Below are 15,289 nucleotides of genomic sequence, written 5' to 3'. Positions count from 1 at the left end.
CGGCGCTCTGCGCCGGGCATTTTTCATTGGCGGATGCTTTTCCCCCACTCGAGGCGCCAACCTTCATGACAACGCCTGCAAACCGCTCCTTGAACCGTCGGGCGGAAGAATAGCGGCGTTTTGGCGCAAACGAGCGATTTAAATCGTTTTAGCTGTCGCGCGATTTTGTTTGCGCTGCAGCATTTTCACGCTAATCATTGCGCCGTTCACCTCACTTTCCGCTGCTGGAGCCCAGTCCTTGGCAATCACGAAGATCCTCGTCGCCAACCGGTCCGAAATCGCCATCCGCGTCTTTCGCGCGGCCAACGAATTGGGTCTCGAAACCGTGGCGATCTGGGCGGAAGAGGACAAATATTCGCTGCACCGCTTCAAGGCCGATGAAAGCTACCAGGTCGGTCGCGGCCCGCATCTCGCCAAGGATATGGGCCCGATCGAAAGCTATCTTTCGATCGACGAGGTGATCCGCGTCGCCAGATTGTCGGGCGCCGACGCCATCCATCCGGGCTACGGCCTGCTGTCGGAGAGCCCGGAATTCGCCGAGGCCTGTGCTGCCGCCGGCATCACCTTCATCGGCCCGAAGCCGGAGACGATGCGGCGGCTCGGCAACAAGGTCGCCGCGCGCAACCTGGCGATCGAGGTCGGCGTGCCGGTGGTGCCCGCCACCAATCCGCTGCCGGACGATATGGAGGCGGTCAAGGAGCTCGCCAAGGCGGTCGGCTATCCGGTGATGCTCAAGGCATCATGGGGCGGCGGCGGCCGCGGCATGCGCGCCATCCGCTCCGAAGCAGACCTCGCGCGCGAGGTCATGGAAGGCAAGCGCGAGGCGAAGGCCGCCTTCGGCAAGGACGAGGTCTATCTCGAAAAGCTCATCGAGCGCGCCCGCCATGTCGAGGTGCAGGTGCTCGGCGACGCCCATGGCAACGCCGTGCATCTGTTCGAGCGCGACTGCTCGATCCAGCGCCGCAACCAGAAGGTCGTCGAGCGCGCGCCGGCTCCCTATCTCAGCGAGGCGCTGCGCCAGGAGCTTTGCGGCTATGCGCTGAAGATCGCGCGCGAGACGAGCTATATCGGCGCCGGCACGGTCGAGTTCCTGCAGGACGCCGACACCGGCAAGTTCTACTTCATCGAAGTCAATCCGCGCATCCAGGTCGAGCACACCGTCACCGAGATGGTGACCGGCATCGACATCGTGAAGGCGCAAATCCACATCCTCGACGGCTTCGCCATCGGCACGCCGGAATCGGGCGTGCCGGCGCAGAAGGACATCAAGCTCAACGGCCACGCGCTGCAGTGTCGCATCACCACCGAGGACCCGGAGCACAATTTCATTCCGGACTATGGCCGCATCACCGCCTATCGCGGCGCTACCGGCTTCGGCATCCGGCTCGACGGCGGCACCGCCTATTCGGGCGCGGTCATCACCCGCTTCTACGATCCGCTGCTCGAAAAGGTGACGGCATGGGCGCCGACGGCGGCCGAAACGATCGCGCGCATGAATCGAGCGCTGCGGGAGTTCCGTATCCGCGGCGTCGCCACCAACCTGACCTTCCTCGAAGCGATCATCAACCACCCGAGCTTCGCCGACAATTCCTACACCACCAAGTTCATCGACACGACGCCGGAGCTGTTCCAGCAGGTCAAGCGGCAGGACCGCGCGACCAAGCTGCTCAATTACCTTGCCGACGTCAGCGTCAACGGCCATCCGGAGACGCGCGGACGGCCGATGCCGAAGGCGGACGCGGCAGCACCCGTCGTGCCCTATCTCAATGGCAAGGTGCCGGACGGCAGCAAGCAGCAGCTCGATGCGCTCGGGCCGGAGAAGTTCGCCGCATGGATGCGCGCGCAAGCCCAAGTGCTGGTCACCGACACGACGATGCGCGACGGCCACCAGTCGCTGCTCGCAACCCGCATGCGTACCTATGACATCGCCGGCATTGCCGGCACCTATGCGCGGGCGCTGCCGCAGCTGTTGTCGCTGGAATGCTGGGGTGGCGCCACCTTCGACGTCGCCATGCGCTTCCTCACCGAGGATCCGTGGGAGCGGCTGAGCAAGGTGCGCGAAGCAGCCCCCAACCTTCTGCTGCAGATGTTGCTGCGCGGCGCCAACGGCGTCGGCTATACCAACTATCCCGACAATGTCGTGCAGCATTTCGTCAAACAGGCGGCCGCCGGCGGCGTCGACCTGTTCCGCGTCTTCGACTGCCTGAACTGGGTCGAGAACATGCGCGTCGCCATGGACGCGGTGGGCGCCGAGGGCAAGCTGATCGAAGCGGCGATGTGCTATACGGGCGATATCCTCGATCCGGCACGCGCCAAATACGACCTCAAATACTATGTCGGGCTGGCCAAGGAGTTGGAGGCGGCCGGCGCGCATATCATCGCCGTCAAGGACATGGCGGGGCTCTTGAAGCCGTCGGCGGCGCGCGTGCTGTTCAAGGCGCTGCGCGAAGAAACCGACCTGCCGATCCATTTCCACACGCACGACACGTCCGGCCTGTCGGCGGCGACGGTGCTGGCGGCGGTCGAGACCGGCGTCGACGCCATCGACGCGGCGATGGATTCTTTCTCCGGCAACACCTCGCAACCCTGCCTCGGCTCGATCGTCGAGGCGCTGAAGGGCACCGAGCGCGACCCCGGCCTCGATCCGCAATGGATCCGCCACGTCTCCTTCTACTGGGAAGCTGTCCGCAACCAGTACGCCGCCTTCGAAAGCGACCTCAAGGGGCCGGCCTCGGAGGTCTATCTGCACGAGATGCCGGGCGGGCAGTTCACCAATCTCAAGGAGCAGGCGCGCTCGCTGGGGCTCGAAACGCGCTGGCATGAGGTGGCGCAGGCCTATCACGACGTGAACCTGATGTTCGGCGACATCGTCAAGGTGACGCCGTCGTCGAAAGTGGTCGGCGACATGGCGCTGATGATGGTGAGCCAGGATCTCACCGTCGCCGATGTCGAGAACCCGGCGAAAGACATCGCTTTCCCGGATTCGGTCGTCTCGATGCTGCGCGGCGATCTCGGCCAGTCGCCCGGCGGCTGGCCGCAAGCGCTGCAAAAAAAGGCGCTGAAGGGCGAGAAGCCGATCACCGTGCGGCCGGGCTCGCTGCTCAAGCCGGCGAACCTGGAAGCCAGTCGCAAGGAGATCGAGGAGAAGCTCGAGCGCAAGATCAGCGAGTTCGAATTCGCCTCCTGGCTGATGTATCCGAAGGTCTTCACCGATTTTGCAGCCGCGCAGGAAACCTACGGGCCGGTCAGCGTGCTGCCGACGCCGACCTATTTCTACGGCATGAAGTCGGAAGACGAGATCTTCGTCGACATCGAGAAGGGCAAGACGCTGGTGGTGCGCTGCCAGGCGTTCGGCGATGTCGACGAAAAGGGCATGGTCACGGTCTTCTTCGAGCTCAACGGCCAGCCGCGCCGCGTGAAGGTGCCGGACCGCGCGCACGGCGCCTCGGCCGCCAAGGCGCGGCGCAAGGCGGAGCCCGGCAATGAAGCGCATATCGGCGCGCCGATGCCGGGCGTGGTCTCCGCGCTTGCGGTTGCCGCCGGGCAGGCCGTCAAGGCCGGCGACGTGCTGCTCTCGATCGAGGCGATGAAGATGGAGACGGCGCTGCACGCCGAGCGTGACGGCGTGGTCGCCGAAGTGCTGGTCAAGGCCGGCGACCAGATCGATGCGAAGGATCTGCTGATCGCCTTCAACTGACGGACAAGATCGAGGGCTGTGAAGGGCGGCTGGCAGTAACCCTTCATCCCGCATCGATAATGTCTTGACCAGCCGCGCCTGCTCGGGCATCGAACCCGCTCCAATTTTGCCGGGGCGGGAATCGCCGTGGCGCAAAAAACGCGGAGAGAAAAATGGCCGACGAGATCACCGAGACCAGCCAGACTGTTGCCGCCGGCCAGCTGCGCGCCATCATCGAGCGCATCGAGCGGCTCGAGGAAGAAAAGAAGACGATTTCCGACGACATCAAGGACGTCTATGGCGAGGCCAAGGGCACCGGCTTCGACACCAAGGCGATCCGCACCATCATCCGGCTGCGCAAGAAAGACCAGGCCGAGCGCCAGGAGGAGGAGTCGATCCTCGATCTGTACAAGGCCGCGCTCGGCATGGTCTAAGGCTCTCGGCCGGAGGCGGCCATGAGCGAGTTCGACTTCGGCGGCCACCGCGCTTCGGAGTTCCGTCATCGCGGCTTCTGGGCGCTGTTCGCCGAGCGGCATCCAGAAGAAAGAGCCCGGCTGGCGAGGCGCGGTCCCTGGTTCTGGCAGCGCGGGCTGTCCGAATTCGGCCTGGTGCTTTCCATGTATGTCGCGCCCAGCGAAAATGTCGTCGGCGTCTTCTTCGGCCGCAACGAGAAGCTTGGCGCAACGGAAGTCTGGGCGCGGCTGAAGCCGTTCCAGCCGGCAATCGAGGCACGGCTGAAGCTCAGGCCGGAGCAGAGCGCGCAAAACCTCGGCATCAATTCGCAGTGGCGAGTGAACTGTTTCGCCGAGGACAACTGGCCGGCTATGGCCGACTGGCTGGTGACGGAATGCTCGCGTTTCGAGCAAGCCGTGACTAAAGTGCTGAGGCAGGAGTAGAGCGCAGATGCTTGCCAGCTTCTTCCGACTTCGCTGGCAAGGCAAAGCGCCTCTGGATCGGCTGTTCTGGCGCGACATGCTGCTTGTGGGTACGGCGATCAACATCGCTTCGTCGGGGTTGGCGCTGATCCTGCTGGGGCTGAAGCTGCCGCTGTGGCTGGTTCTCACGGTGCATTTCCTGCCGGTGCCCTACAACATCTTTCTCAGCCTTGCCGTCTGGCGGACGGCGGAAAAGGCCGGCGGCGCCAAGGCCTCGCTGATGATGCTGGGCTCGGCGCTTTGGCTGATCGCGACAGTTGTCGCCTGAAGGCCGCGCCTGGCACTGCGCACACGAAAAGGGCGGCCAAAGCCGCCCTTCCAAAACCATGACGAACTGCCTATCTGGCGGCCGGCTCGAATCGCAGCGCCACGCCGTTGATGCAGTAGCGCAGGCCGGTCGGCGGCGGGCCGTCCTCGAACACATGGCCGAGATGGCTGCCGCAGCGCGAGCAGTGGCATTCGGTGCGGACCATGCCGTAGCTGCGGTCGACGGTGGTCTCGATCGAGCCGGGAACGGGATCGTTGAAGCTCGGCCAGCCGGTGCCGCTTTCGAACTTCAGCTTGGATTCGAACAGCGGCTGGTCGCAGCCGACGCAGAAGAAAGTGCCGGCACGCTTCTCGTAAAGCAGGGCGCAGCTTCCGGGACGCTCGGTACCGTGATTGCGCATGACGGCATACTGCTCCGGCGTCAGCCGGGCGCGCCATTCGGCATCGGTGCGGGTGACGGGATAGGCGTGGGTGTCCATGAAATCTCCTCAGCCTTGGCGGCTCGTTGTTGGTTGCAACCCATATCCGCACCAACATAGGCATTTGTTACAGGCCTGCCCAGCCAGAGCCGCTTGCTAATGCTTGCGCGACAGCTGTTTCGTCGCCGCTTCGAGCCCGGCGAGGGTCAGCGGGAACATGCGGCCGCCGAACATGTCACTGATCGTCGCGATCGAGTGCGTGTAACGCCAGTTCTTCTCAGCTTCGGGGTTGAGCCACACAGCATTCGGCCACTGTTGCAGAAGACGGCCGAGCCAGACGCTGCCGGCCTCCGGATTCCAGTGCTCGACCGAGCCGCCGGGATGGGCGATCTCGTAAGGGCTCATCGAGGCGTCGCCGACGATGATGACTTTGTAGTCCGGGCCATATTTGTGGAGCAGGTCGAAGGTCGGGATGGTCTCGGCAAGGCGGCGGCGGTTGTCCTTCCAGACGCGCTCGTAAAGGCAGTTGTGGAAGTAGAAATATTCGAGCTGGCGGAATTCGGCGCGGGCGGCGGAGAACAGTTCCTCGACGGCGCGGATATGATCATCCATCGAGCCGCCGACATCGAAGAACATCAGGAGCTTCACGGCGTTGCGCCGTTCGGGCCGGGTTCTCACGTCGAGATAGCCGTGCTCGGCCGTGGCGTGGATGGTGCCGGGCAGGTCGAACTCTTCCTCGGCGCCCTCGCGCACCCAGCGGCGCAGCCGCTTCAGCGCCACCTTGATGTTGCGGGTGCCGAGCTCGACCGCGTCGTCGAAGTTTTTGAACTCGCGCTTGTCCCAGACTTTCACCGCGCGACGGTGGCGGCTCTCGCGCTGGCCGATGCGCACGCCTTCCGGGTTGTAGCCATAGGCGCCGAAGGGCGAGGTGCCGCCGGTGCCGATCCATTTCGAGCCGCCCTGGTGGCGGCCCTTCTGCTCTTCGAGCCGCTGCTTCAGCGTTTCCATCAGCTTGTCGAAACCGCCGAGAGCCTCGACTAGCTTTTTCTCCTCGTCGGTCAGGTGCTTTTCGGCGAGCCGGCGCAGCCACTCCTCGGGAATGTTGGCGACGTCGACGGCATCGGCGCCGGCAAGCGCCTCGACGCCCTTGAAGACATGCGCGAACACCTGGTCGAAACGATCGATGTGGCGCTCGTCCTTCACCAAAGCCGAGCGCGCGAGGTAGTAGAAACCCTCGACGTCATAGTCGACCAGTCCGGCTTCCAGTCCTTCCAGCAGGGAAAGATATTCCCGGAGCGAAACGGGGACTCGCGCGGCCTTCAGTTCGAGGAAGAAGGGGATGAACAATTGCTATCTGTGCCCCTTGATCAGAACGCCCGCGATTTCGCCGGATCGCAGCAGATCCGCCATCGAGCGCGGGGCAGGCAAAGGCAAGTGCCTGGCAATCCGTGCTTCGGCCCATTCGTGCATGGCGGATGTCGCGTCGGAAATCGCTTCCTCGGGGCTTGCGCCGCCGCCATGGCAGCCAGGAAGATCGGGAACGCGCACGCCCCAAACATCGTCCGCACCATCCACAATTCCGACATAGCGGATCATTCAGCTCGTCCCGCGGCTATTTCGATCGCGCTCTCATCATAGCAGATCATATTCGATGAAACCCGTACGCCGCGCGACATGGTCGTAGAGCCGGCGGGCGGTGGCGTTGGTCTCGTGCGTCATCCAGTAGACGTTTTTCACGCCGATCTTGCCGGCCTCCTGCTTCACCGCCTCGATTAGCGCGGCGCCGATGCCCTTGCCGCGCACATCCGGGTCGGCGAACAGGTCCTGCAAATAGCAGTTGTTCTTCTCCGACCAGCAGGAGCGGTGGTAAAGGTAGTGGGTCAAGCCGACTGCCTTGCCGTCGAGCGTGGCGATAAAACCCTTCGGCTCGAATTCGCCGTCCGTGAACAGGCGCTTCCAAGTGACGTCGTAGACCTCATCCGGCAGCTTGGTCTCGTAGAAGGTTAGATAGGCGGTCCACAGCCGCCGCCAGTCGGCGTGGTCGGACTGCGCCAAGGGGCGGACGGTGATCTCGGTCATTTGTTCCTCTCCAATGCTTCGACCCGAAGCTGCACCGCCAATCGCTTGCAGGCAACGGTCCACGGCCGGAGAAAGCGTGCTGCCGCCGCCTACTGTTGTCGCCTGGCCATGAAGGCCAGGCGCTCGAACAGGTGCACGTCCTGTTCGTTCTTCAAGAGCGCGCCATGCAATTTCGGCAGCGCGTTCTTTGGATCGGCGCGCAGGTCCTCCGGCGCGATGTCGTCGCCGACGAGCAGGCGGATCCAGTCCAGCGCTTCGGACGTCGACGGCTTCTTCTTCAAGCCGGGCACATCACGGATCTCGTAGAGCTGGGTGAGCGCCGCCCGTACCAGGTTCTGCTTGATGCCGGGGTAATGCACGTCGACGATGCGGTGCAGCGTCTCGATGTCGGGGAAGCGGATATAGTGGAAGAAGCAGCGGCGCAGGAAGGCGTCCGGCAGTTCCTTCTCGTTGTTCGAGGTGATGATGACGATCGGCCGGAATTCGGCGCGGATGGTCTCGCCGGTCTCGTAGACGAAGAACTCCATCCGGTCGAGCTCCTGCAGGAGGTCGTTGGGGAACTCTATGTCGGCCTTGTCGATCTCGTCGATCAGCAGCACGACCTTCTTCGGTGCCGCGAAGGCGTCCCAGAGCTTGCCGCGCTTGATATAGTTCCTGATGTCGCTGAAACGGTCGTCGCCGAGCTGGCTGTCGCGCAGCCGCGAGACTGCGTCATATTCGTAGAGGCCCTGCTGCGCCTTGGTGGTCGACTTGACGTGCCATTCGATCAGCTCCAGCCCGAGTGCTGACGCCAGCTGGCGGGCGAGCTCGGTCTTGCCGGTACCGGGTTCGCCCTTGACCAGCAAGGGCCGCTCCAGCGCGATTGCGGCGTTGACCGCGACCATGAGAGCCTTGTCGGCGACGTAAGCCGCGGTGCCTTCGAAACGCATTTCTTCTCCTATCCGCGCGGCGGGACCGTAAGGAGCCAGGCGCATGCGCGCAAGCTCTAACGGCCGCGCGTTTCCGCCGCTCTTTCTCTGGCGCTCGGCCAACCATCGGACTATATTTGGTCCTGGCGGTCTGCGCTTCCCGGCAGGAGAAACTTATCCCCGGGGCCTTATCGATCCTTAGGGAGCTGTCCCTGGGAAGACCCGTGGGTTTTCTCACACGGCGCCCACCTACTTTGTAGGCACCCGGGATCGACCTCTCCACCGGTTGTGTGGATCGTCACCGATCGAAAAGGCCATGTTTGGCGGCTTTTGTCGTCGCGCCGTTTTGTGCGGTGCTCACGAACGAAAAGTTCGCTCCGCCGATCTTTTTTCTGCGCATGATCTTTTCACCGAACCGCTGACACTTCGGTGGATCATGCGGTAGAAAACGTCGCTCCTAAAACTCCATCCAAATCTGACCTTTTCTAGCGTCTGCGCATGACCTCATCGAGAGAACTGAAAAAACAGCTCCGCAAGGAAGCTCTGGCGCGTCGCGACGCGCTCGACGAGTTCTGGCGGGTGGAAATCGCGCTCGAAATGGCCGAGACAGCCAGGGATGAGATCGCCGTCGAGCCCGGGCAGATCGTCTCCGGCTTCTGGCCGATGCGCTCCGAGGTCGACGTGCGGCCGTTGATGTTCGCCTTGCGCGAGAAGGGCGCCAGGCTCTGCCTGCCGGCGATCCTCGACAAGACCACCATCGTCTTCCGCGAGCTGGTGCGTGGCGCGCCGATGGTCGAAATGGGCTTCGGCACGGTCGGGCCGCATGAAGAGGCGGAAGAGCTCGATCCCTCGCTGATGCTGGTGCCGCTCGCCGCCTTCGACGCGCGCGGCCACCGCATCGGCTATGGCGCCGGCTACTACGACCGGGCGATCGCCAGGCTGGCCGACAAGGGCCTGCCACCCCGGCTGATCGGCATCGCCTTCGACTGCCAGGAGGTTCCAATGGTGCCGGACGAGAACCACGACGTGATCATACCTGAAATACTCACCGAGAGCGGGTTGCGCCGGTTCACCCCTTGACGCAAACGCCCTTCTGGCGAATACTACTGAAATCCAGTAGGACAATATGCTCGAATTTGAATGGGATGAGGACAAGGCAGCGAGCAATCTTGCCAAGCACGGTGTGGCATTTTCAGATGCCAAAGCGTCTGTTTGATGACATCCATGGGCTGCACTACGTCGATCGTTCCATGGACTATGAGGAAGAGCGCTTCATTGGTATCGGTGTCATCAACGGCGTGGTTCTGACAGTGATTTATACCGAACGTGGCGACCGAATAAGACTGATTTCCGCCAGAAAGGCGACACGCCATGAGCAGAAAGCATATGACGAAGCACGCCAAGGATGAAAGCGATTGGGATCGCCTGCGCAACATGAGCGATGCGGAGGCGGAGTCCGGCGCTTTGGCCGATAAAGACAATCCCCCCATAAGCAAGGATCGACTAAGCATGACGCAAGTTGCGCGCGTCAAAGTGATCCGCCGGGCTCTGCATCTTACGCAGGAGGAGTTTTCCGGCCGCTACCTCATTCCCTTAGGCACGCTGAGGGATTGGGAGCAAGGCAGGACCGAGCCGGATCAGGCGGCGCGGGCCTATCTTCGCGTTATCGCCAAGGAGCCGGAAACGGTGTCGCGGGCGCTCGGCACGCGTAACGCCGCATGAGGCTTCTCTTTCTCGGCGACATGGTCGGAAAAACTGGACGAACGGCAGTGTGGGAACAACTGCCGGGGCTGATTTCCGACTTCAAGCTCGACTTCGTCATCGTCAATGGCGAGAACGCCGCCGGCGGCTTCGGCATCACCGAGGAGATCTTTCGCGAGACGCTCGCGGCGGGCGCGGATGTCGTCACCACCGGCAACCATGTCTGGGACCAGCGCGACGCGCTGATCTTCGCGCCGCGCGAGGAGCGCTTCCTGCGCCCCTCCAATTTCCCGAAGGGCACGCCGGGTCGCGGCTCCGGCGTCTATATCGCCAGGAACGGCGCGCGGGTGCTGGTCGCCAACATCATGGGACGCGTCTTCATGCACCCGGAGCTCGACGATCCGTTCCAGGCCGGCGAGCGCGAGCTTTCAGCCTGCCCGCTCGGCGAGCAGGCCGATGCGGCGGTGATCGATTTCCACGCCGAGGCGACCTCGGAAAAGATGTGCTTCGCGCATTTCGTCGACGGCCGCGCCAGCCTCGTGGTCGGCACCCACACCCACCAGCCGACCGCCGATCATCAGATCCTCAATGGCGGCACCGCCTATATTTCGGATGCCGGCATGTGCGGCGACTATGATTCCTCGCTCGGCATGGACAAGGAGGAACCCCTCAATCGCTTCCTGTCGAAAGTGCCGAAAGGCCGGTTCGAAGCGTCGACCGGTCCTGCGACGCTATGCGGCGTCGGCGTCGAGATTTCCGACCGAACCGGGCTCGCCGAGAAGATAGCAGCATTTCGTCGTGGGCCGCGGCTGGAGGAAACGGCGCCATCCTTCTGGTCGTGACATTGATATGAGCGAGGCCAGTACCTAACTGGCGACGAAACCCGCGAAAACTGCTCTAGAGCGGTTCACCGTTTCACGGAAACGCAGAACCGCTCTATCTCTTTGTTTTTACGCAATTCCGGACGGAAAACCGTTTCACACCTTTCCTGGAATTGCTTCTGGATCGTAGAGGGGACGACCTTCATGCAGCTTGTCGAATTCCTGGCGCCGCACTTCGGCTTTGTGTCCGATCCGACCGCATGGGTCGCGCTGCTGACGCTGGTGGTGCTGGAGATCGTGCTCGGCATCGACAACCTGATCTTCATCTCGATCCTGACCAACAAGCTGCCGGAAGCGCAGCGGGCACGCGCGCGCCGGCTCGGCATCTCGGCGGCGCTGATCATGCGGCTGGTGCTGCTGGCCACCATCTCGATCATTGTGCAACTGACGACGCCGGTGTTCATGGCGCTCGGGCATGGTTTCTCCTGGCGCGACCTGATCCTGATCGCCGGCGGCCTGTTCCTGGTCTGGAAGGCGACCAAGGAAATCCATCACACGGTCGACCCCGAGGATCACCAGGACACGATGATGGGAGAAACGCTGAAGCTGTCGCTCGCCGGCGCCATATTCCAGATCCTGCTGCTCGACCTCGTCTTCTCGATTGATTCCATCATCACCGCCGTCGGCATGACTGACGAGATCGCCATCATGTATATCGCTGTCATCGTGGCGGTGAGCGTGATGATGCTGGCGGCCACGCCGCTCGCCAATTTCATCGCCAAGAACCCCAGCATCGTCATGCTGGCGCTCGGCTTCCTGCTGATGATCGGCATGACGCTGATCGCCGACGGCATGGGCTACCACGTGCCCAAGGGCTACATCTACGCTGCCATGGGTTTTTCCGCCCTGGTCGAGGGGCTCAACATGCTGGCGCGGCGGCGTAAGAAGCAAAGGTCCGGCGGCGGGCACTAAAGCCGCGGCGCAGCGGCGGACCTCTACCCGGCCGAGAGGCCCTTCGGATGACGGTCGCCGATCAGGCCGAGCGTCACGCCCTGTTCCAGCCAGGCCTTGGCGCCGGCCAGCACCAGCGAGAAGCCGCCGGTCGAGTCGATTGCCTGCTTCACCTGTTCGTCGCCGGAGCCGGCGAAGCCGAAATTGCGGACCTCTAGGGAGGTCGTATCGCCGGACATCGCGGTGAAGGTCCAGACGACCGTGGTCGGCGGATCGCTCCACCGCATGACGATTTTTTCGTTGGGGACGATCTCGCTGACCTCGACTTTGGTCGAGACGCCATACATGCGCCATTCCCACTGAACCGGCTTGCCCTCGTCCAACCGGCCGCTGGAATGCGTGAACCAGAATTTCGTGGTGACCGCCGGATCGACGATCGCCTCAAACACGTCGGCGACGGGCCGACGGATCAGCATGCCGGTCTCGGCGGTGGGAGATTCTTTGCGGTCCATACGGTTCTCCTTTCCGAACAGGGTTCACCAGGCGTCCGGCTCTCGCACGAGATGAATGATGTTGGCCGGGTTGGTGACCCAGCCGCCACGGAAGCCCTCACCCAAGGGCTCGATGGCGTCGCAACGCACGACGCCGGCCTTGGCGAGACGGTTGGCGGCGCTCTTGAAATCCGCTGTGAAAAGCTCCAGCCAGATTTCGGCCTGGCTCATCGTCGGTGCCTCGTCGATCCAGAGGCGATTGGGACCAAGCTCGAAGCCGATCGCCGGCGCTTTGGCCGTAAACGGCTTCAACCCCACGACATCGCGATAGAAGGCGATCGTCGCCTCGTATTGGTGCGACGGCACCTTCATGGCGATGTTGATGCCGCCGGTGATCTCCGTGTTCATTCTTTGCTCCATGCGTTCGGGAGTTGTCTTGGCGGCCGGCTCGACCTCCGGCGCATCAGGGCAGGTTGATCTGCCAGGAAACGCCGAACCGGTCGTTGAGCCAGGCGAAACGGCGGCTGAAGCCGTAATTGCCGGTCGGCATCAGGAATGCCCCGTCTTTTGCCAGCACCTCAACGATGCGCTCCAGCTCCTCCTCGGAGGAACAGTCGACGAAGAACGAGACCGACGGCGTGAAGGTGAAGGCGTGATGCACCGGACTGTTGAAGACCATCACCTCAGTGCCGCCGATCAAGGCGCGTGCGAGCTTGACTGTCCCTTCGGGTCCATCCTCGCCTGCGCCGTAGCGCGTGACGTCGATGACGCGGCTCTGCGGAACGGTCTCGCAATAGAGGGTCAAGGCCTCCTCGGCCCGGCCTTCGAACATCAGGAATGGCGTTACTTTCACCGCAGGCCTCCTTCGTTCAGATGTTGGGCTCAGATATTGGTCTCGTTGGCCGGCTCGCCCTTCATCTCGCTGCGGTAGTAGCCGTCGCGCAAATTGATGCCGTATTCGAGATAGGCCTTCATGCAGGCCAGCATCTGCGACCAGCCCTCGCAATTGAGGTAGGATTTCTTCAGGCCGGCCTCGCCTTCGCGCCAGCCGGCCTCGGCAATGGTGACGAAGGTGCCGCCGTCGTCCAGCGGTTCGAAATTCATCTCGATGCGGGTCTTGTAGGCGGGCTTGCCCTCGGTGTCGGTGGCGTCCCAGCGCAGCACGATGCGCTTGTCCTTCGTCACCTCGTCGACCTCGACCGGCACCGTCTTCCACCAGGTGACGGTGGTGCCGGCGACCAGCGGAGCGGATGCGCCGCCTATGGTGGTGAAATAGCCGCTGAGCTTCGTCGGATTTACCACAGCGTCGAAGACCTCGGCGACCGGTTTGGCTATGCGTCCGGAAATCCTGAATCCAAGGGACATATCCACAGCTCCTTCTTGCTCACCAGGATGATATGTTATAGAAATATAACATGTCAAGTCAAACCGCGGACGACCATGTTTTCAAGGCCTTGGCGCATCCGCGCCGGCGCGAGTTGCTGGACCGGATGAGGGATCAGCCGCAGACCACGGGCGCGCTCTGCGAAGCTTTCCCTGACATGGACCGCTGCACGGTCATGATGCACCTGAAGGTGCTTGAGGAAGCCGATCTGGTCGTGGCAAAGCGCGAAGGGCGCGAGCGCTGGAACCATCTCAACGCGCTGCCGATCAAGCAGATCCATGACCGCTGGATCAGCCAGTATGCCGGCCATGCCATCAGCATCCTCGACCGGCTCAAATCGGATCTGGAGGGCTGACCGAGTTCTCACTTGGCATTGTCTGGCAGCTTCTGCCCCGGCTCGACGGCGCGGCTGGACGAATTGAGCCGATTTATCTATAAGCCGGCCATTCCGACAGAGAGCGCCGCGTGCCTTTGCAGGCATAGATCAGACGTTCTGAAAATTTGAATTCGAGCATTCTGCAAAGAGGCGAGGTGAAATCACACGCTTCAGAATGCTCTAGCCGAACACGACAGGGGTGCCATGGCTGGCCATTCGCAGTTCAAGAACATCATGCACCGCAAGGGGCGCCAGGACGCGGTGCGGTCGAAAATGTTTTCCAAGTTGGCGCGCGAAATCACCGTCGCCGCCAAGACCGGCACGCCGGACCCGGCGATGAACCCGCGGCTGCGCCTTGCCGTGCAGAACGCCAAGGCCGTGTCGATGCCGAAGGACAACATCCAGCGCGCCATCAACAAGGCTTCCGCGGGCGACGGGGAAAATTACGAGGCGGTGCGTTACGAGGGCTATGGCCCTGGCGGCGTGGCGCTGATCGTCGAGGCGCTGACCGACAACCGCAACCGCTCGGCATCCAATGTGCGCGCCGCCTTCACCAAGGCCGGCGGGGCGCTCGGCGAAACCGGCTCGGTGTCCTTCATGTGGGACCGCATAGGCGAGATCTACTATCCGGCCTCGGCCGGCGGCGCCGACAAGGTGATGGAAGCGGCGATCGAGGCCGGCGCGGACGACGTGGAGTCCGACGAGCAAGGCCATACCATCTACTGCAGCTTCGAAAATCTCGGCGACGTGTCGAAGTCGCTCGAAGCCTCACTCGGCGAGGCGGAATCGGTGAAGCCGATCTGGCGGCCGCAGAACAATGTCCCGGTCGACGAAGAGCGGGCGCAGTCGCTGATGAAGCTGGTCGCCACCCTCGAGGACGACGACGACGTGCAGAGCGTCTACGCCAATTTCGAGGTCGACGACGAGACAATGGCCAAGCTCAGCGCGGCCTGATCGGTTACAGCATGAGCGAGCAGCCGCTACCCACCATCCGCATCACCTACTGCACGCAATGCCTATGGCTGTTGCGCGCCGGCTGGATGGCGCAGGAGCTCTTGTCGACCTTCGGCACGGATCTCGGTGAAGTGGCGCTGGTGCCGGGCACCGGCGGCATCTTCACCATTTCCTGCAACGACCTGCTCGTCTGGGACCGCAAGCGCGACGGCGGCTTTCCCGATGCCGCAAAGCTCAAGCAGTTGGTCCGCGACGTCATCGACCCGGAGCGCGATCTGGGACATGCCGATCGCAAAACCCACAAGAAGACCGACCCCGCCTGAGGCG

At 62.9% G+C, this 15,289-nt stretch carries 21 protein-coding genes and 1 other RNA gene; 13 read left to right on the top strand and 9 right to left on the bottom strand.

Translation table 11 applies throughout. The features are described 5' to 3' along the window. Nucleotides 1–238 precede the first annotated feature (238 nt). The 4 genes from pyc to EH240_RS23120 all read left to right on the top strand — a co-directional run bounded on the left by pyc (nucleotide 239) and on the right by EH240_RS23120 (nucleotide 4,879). Nucleotides 239–3,697, top strand: coding sequence for a pyruvate carboxylase (gene pyc / locus EH240_RS23135; protein ID WP_125002923.1), 3,459 nt, complete (start codon nucleotides 239–241; stop codon nucleotides 3,695–3,697). A gap of 152 nt (nucleotides 3,698–3,849) precedes the next feature. Then, the gene (locus EH240_RS23130; protein WP_095804728.1) at nucleotides 3,850–4,110 is read left to right on the top strand and encodes a DUF2312 domain-containing protein; all 261 of its coding nucleotides are present in this window, start codon (nucleotides 3,850–3,852) and stop codon (nucleotides 4,108–4,110) included. A 21-nt stretch (nucleotides 4,111–4,131) separates the two neighbouring features. Continuing rightward, entirely contained in the window at nucleotides 4,132–4,572 is a 441-nt protein-coding gene (locus tag EH240_RS23125) for a DUF4268 domain-containing protein (protein WP_125002921.1), read from the top strand. 7 nt (nucleotides 4,573–4,579) lie between these two features. After that, complete coding sequence (locus tag EH240_RS23120; RefSeq protein WP_125002919.1) at nucleotides 4,580–4,879, top strand: hypothetical protein; 300 nt, start codon at nucleotides 4,580–4,582, stop codon at nucleotides 4,877–4,879. 70 nt (nucleotides 4,880–4,949) lie between these two features. On the opposite strand, the gene msrB is transcribed toward EH240_RS23120, so the two are convergent. From msrB to EH240_RS23095, 5 genes are all read right to left on the bottom strand, one after another. Further along, nucleotides 4,950–5,357, bottom strand: a complete 408-nt coding sequence (gene msrB / locus EH240_RS23115) for a peptide-methionine (R)-S-oxide reductase MsrB (RefSeq protein ID WP_125002917.1) — start codon at nucleotides 5,355–5,357, stop codon at nucleotides 4,950–4,952. A 96-nt stretch (nucleotides 5,358–5,453) separates the two neighbouring features. After that, nucleotides 5,454–6,644: a vWA domain-containing protein gene (locus EH240_RS23110; RefSeq protein WP_125002915.1), complete on the bottom strand. Its 1,191-nt coding sequence runs from the start codon at nucleotides 6,642–6,644 to the stop codon at nucleotides 5,454–5,456. A 3-nt stretch (nucleotides 6,645–6,647) separates the two neighbouring features. Beyond that, complete coding sequence (locus tag EH240_RS23105; protein ID WP_125002913.1) at nucleotides 6,648–6,893, bottom strand: type II toxin-antitoxin system HicB family antitoxin; 246 nt, start codon at nucleotides 6,891–6,893, stop codon at nucleotides 6,648–6,650. Between the two features lie 36 nt (nucleotides 6,894–6,929). Beyond that, nucleotides 6,930–7,376: a GNAT family N-acetyltransferase gene (locus tag EH240_RS23100; protein ID WP_125002911.1), complete on the bottom strand. Its 447-nt coding sequence runs from the start codon at nucleotides 7,374–7,376 to the stop codon at nucleotides 6,930–6,932. 89 nt (nucleotides 7,377–7,465) lie between these two features. Continuing rightward, nucleotides 7,466–8,305 carry an AAA family ATPase gene (locus EH240_RS23095; RefSeq protein WP_125002909.1) on the bottom strand — a complete coding sequence of 280 codons (840 nt, stop codon included), beginning with the start codon at nucleotides 8,303–8,305 and terminating at the stop codon, nucleotides 7,466–7,468. Nucleotides 8,306–8,429: 124 nt separating this feature from the next. Between EH240_RS23095 and ssrS the strand changes: the two genes are divergently transcribed. From ssrS to EH240_RS23065, 6 genes are all read left to right on the top strand, one after another. Then, nucleotides 8,430–8,585: non-coding RNA, 6S RNA (ssrS, locus tag EH240_RS23090), on the top strand. A 197-nt stretch (nucleotides 8,586–8,782) separates the two neighbouring features. Further along, nucleotides 8,783–9,364, top strand: a complete 582-nt coding sequence (locus tag EH240_RS23085) for a 5-formyltetrahydrofolate cyclo-ligase (RefSeq protein WP_125002907.1) — start codon at nucleotides 8,783–8,785, stop codon at nucleotides 9,362–9,364. 116 nt (nucleotides 9,365–9,480) lie between these two features. Beyond that, nucleotides 9,481–9,693 carry a BrnT family toxin gene (locus EH240_RS23080; protein WP_245436309.1) on the top strand — a complete coding sequence of 71 codons (213 nt, stop codon included), beginning with the start codon at nucleotides 9,481–9,483 and terminating at the stop codon, nucleotides 9,691–9,693. Beyond that, complete coding sequence (locus EH240_RS23075) at nucleotides 9,671–10,006, top strand: helix-turn-helix domain-containing protein (RefSeq protein ID WP_167484119.1); 336 nt, start codon at nucleotides 9,671–9,673, stop codon at nucleotides 10,004–10,006. The genes EH240_RS23080 and EH240_RS23075 overlap by 23 nt, the downstream gene beginning before the upstream one ends. Next, the gene (locus tag EH240_RS23070; RefSeq protein WP_125002905.1) at nucleotides 10,003–10,827 is read left to right on the top strand and encodes a TIGR00282 family metallophosphoesterase; all 825 of its coding nucleotides are present in this window, start codon (nucleotides 10,003–10,005) and stop codon (nucleotides 10,825–10,827) included. The genes EH240_RS23075 and EH240_RS23070 overlap by 4 nt, the downstream gene beginning before the upstream one ends. 183 nt (nucleotides 10,828–11,010) lie before the next feature. Then, nucleotides 11,011–11,778, top strand: coding sequence for a TerC family protein (locus EH240_RS23065; RefSeq protein ID WP_125002903.1), 768 nt, complete (start codon nucleotides 11,011–11,013; stop codon nucleotides 11,776–11,778). A gap of 23 nt (nucleotides 11,779–11,801) precedes the next feature. On the opposite strand, the gene EH240_RS23060 is transcribed toward EH240_RS23065, so the two are convergent. The 4 genes from EH240_RS23060 to EH240_RS23045 are packed head-to-tail and all read right to left on the bottom strand — an operon-like array spanning nucleotide 11,802 to nucleotide 13,613. Beyond that, entirely contained in the window at nucleotides 11,802–12,269 is a 468-nt protein-coding gene (locus tag EH240_RS23060) for an SRPBCC family protein (RefSeq protein ID WP_125002901.1), read from the bottom strand. A 24-nt stretch (nucleotides 12,270–12,293) separates the two neighbouring features. Then, the gene (locus tag EH240_RS23055; protein ID WP_125002900.1) at nucleotides 12,294–12,656 is read right to left on the bottom strand and encodes a VOC family protein; all 363 of its coding nucleotides are present in this window, start codon (nucleotides 12,654–12,656) and stop codon (nucleotides 12,294–12,296) included. Nucleotides 12,657–12,711: 55 nt separating this feature from the next. Continuing rightward, nucleotides 12,712–13,101, bottom strand: coding sequence for a VOC family protein (locus EH240_RS23050; protein ID WP_281035150.1), 390 nt, complete (start codon nucleotides 13,099–13,101; stop codon nucleotides 12,712–12,714). A gap of 29 nt (nucleotides 13,102–13,130) precedes the next feature. Continuing rightward, nucleotides 13,131–13,613, bottom strand: a complete 483-nt coding sequence (locus tag EH240_RS23045) for an SRPBCC domain-containing protein (protein WP_125002897.1) — start codon at nucleotides 13,611–13,613, stop codon at nucleotides 13,131–13,133. 50 nt (nucleotides 13,614–13,663) lie between these two features. On the opposite strand from EH240_RS23045, the gene EH240_RS23040 reads away from it, so the two are divergent. The 3 genes from EH240_RS23040 to EH240_RS23030 all read left to right on the top strand — a co-directional run bounded on the left by EH240_RS23040 (nucleotide 13,664) and on the right by EH240_RS23030 (nucleotide 15,285). Continuing rightward, nucleotides 13,664–13,987 carry an ArsR/SmtB family transcription factor gene (locus EH240_RS23040; RefSeq protein WP_125002895.1) on the top strand — a complete coding sequence of 108 codons (324 nt, stop codon included), beginning with the start codon at nucleotides 13,664–13,666 and terminating at the stop codon, nucleotides 13,985–13,987. Nucleotides 13,988–14,212: 225 nt separating this feature from the next. Then, nucleotides 14,213–14,962, top strand: a complete 750-nt coding sequence (locus EH240_RS23035) for a YebC/PmpR family DNA-binding transcriptional regulator (protein ID WP_125002893.1) — start codon at nucleotides 14,213–14,215, stop codon at nucleotides 14,960–14,962. 11 nt (nucleotides 14,963–14,973) lie between these two features. Beyond that, nucleotides 14,974–15,285: an Rdx family protein gene (locus EH240_RS23030; RefSeq protein WP_125002891.1), complete on the top strand. Its 312-nt coding sequence runs from the start codon at nucleotides 14,974–14,976 to the stop codon at nucleotides 15,283–15,285. Nucleotides 15,286–15,289: the final 4 nt, after the last annotated feature.

This window comes from Mesorhizobium tamadayense (genome assembly GCF_003863365.1).
Classification (GTDB): Bacteria; Pseudomonadota; Alphaproteobacteria; order Rhizobiales; family Rhizobiaceae; genus Mesorhizobium; species Mesorhizobium tamadayense.
The sequence above is the reverse complement of the archived record's forward strand: the minus strand, read 5'-3'. Positions and strand labels throughout refer to the sequence as shown.

Bases quoted from the DNA above. Each gene is read 5' to 3' on its own strand.
- EH240_RS23045 (WP_125002897.1), bottom strand. From the start codon at position 13,613: ATGTCCCTTGGATTCAGGATTTCCGGACGCATAGCCAAACCGGTCGCC.
- EH240_RS23105 (WP_125002913.1), bottom strand. From the start codon at position 6,893: ATGATCCGCTATGTCGGAATTGTGGATGGTGCGGACGATGTTTGGGGC.
- EH240_RS23095 (WP_125002909.1), bottom strand. From the start codon at position 8,305: ATGCGTTTCGAAGGCACCGCGGCTTACGTCGCCGACAAGGCTCTCATG.
- EH240_RS23040 (WP_125002895.1), top strand. From the start codon at position 13,664: ATGTCAAGTCAAACCGCGGACGACCATGTTTTCAAGGCCTTGGCGCAT.
- EH240_RS23065 (WP_125002903.1), top strand. From the start codon at position 11,011: ATGCAGCTTGTCGAATTCCTGGCGCCGCACTTCGGCTTTGTGTCCGAT.
- EH240_RS23120 (WP_125002919.1), top strand. From the start codon at position 4,580: ATGCTTGCCAGCTTCTTCCGACTTCGCTGGCAAGGCAAAGCGCCTCTG.
- msrB (WP_125002917.1), bottom strand. From the start codon at position 5,357: ATGGACACCCACGCCTATCCCGTCACCCGCACCGATGCCGAATGGCGC.
- EH240_RS23125 (WP_125002921.1), top strand. From the start codon at position 4,132: ATGAGCGAGTTCGACTTCGGCGGCCACCGCGCTTCGGAGTTCCGTCAT.
- EH240_RS23030 (WP_125002891.1), top strand. From the start codon at position 14,974: ATGAGCGAGCAGCCGCTACCCACCATCCGCATCACCTACTGCACGCAA.
- EH240_RS23035 (WP_125002893.1), top strand. From the start codon at position 14,213: ATGGCTGGCCATTCGCAGTTCAAGAACATCATGCACCGCAAGGGGCGC.
- EH240_RS23130 (WP_095804728.1), top strand. From the start codon at position 3,850: ATGGCCGACGAGATCACCGAGACCAGCCAGACTGTTGCCGCCGGCCAG.
- EH240_RS23060 (WP_125002901.1), bottom strand. From the start codon at position 12,269: ATGGACCGCAAAGAATCTCCCACCGCCGAGACCGGCATGCTGATCCGT.
- EH240_RS23055 (WP_125002900.1), bottom strand. From the start codon at position 12,656: ATGAACACGGAGATCACCGGCGGCATCAACATCGCCATGAAGGTGCCG.
- EH240_RS23080 (WP_245436309.1), top strand. From the start codon at position 9,481: ATGCCAAAGCGTCTGTTTGATGACATCCATGGGCTGCACTACGTCGAT.
- EH240_RS23070 (WP_125002905.1), top strand. From the start codon at position 10,003: ATGAGGCTTCTCTTTCTCGGCGACATGGTCGGAAAAACTGGACGAACG.
- EH240_RS23100 (WP_125002911.1), bottom strand. From the start codon at position 7,376: ATGACCGAGATCACCGTCCGCCCCTTGGCGCAGTCCGACCACGCCGAC.
- EH240_RS23085 (WP_125002907.1), top strand. From the start codon at position 8,783: ATGACCTCATCGAGAGAACTGAAAAAACAGCTCCGCAAGGAAGCTCTG.
- EH240_RS23075 (WP_167484119.1), top strand. From the start codon at position 9,671: ATGACGAAGCACGCCAAGGATGAAAGCGATTGGGATCGCCTGCGCAAC.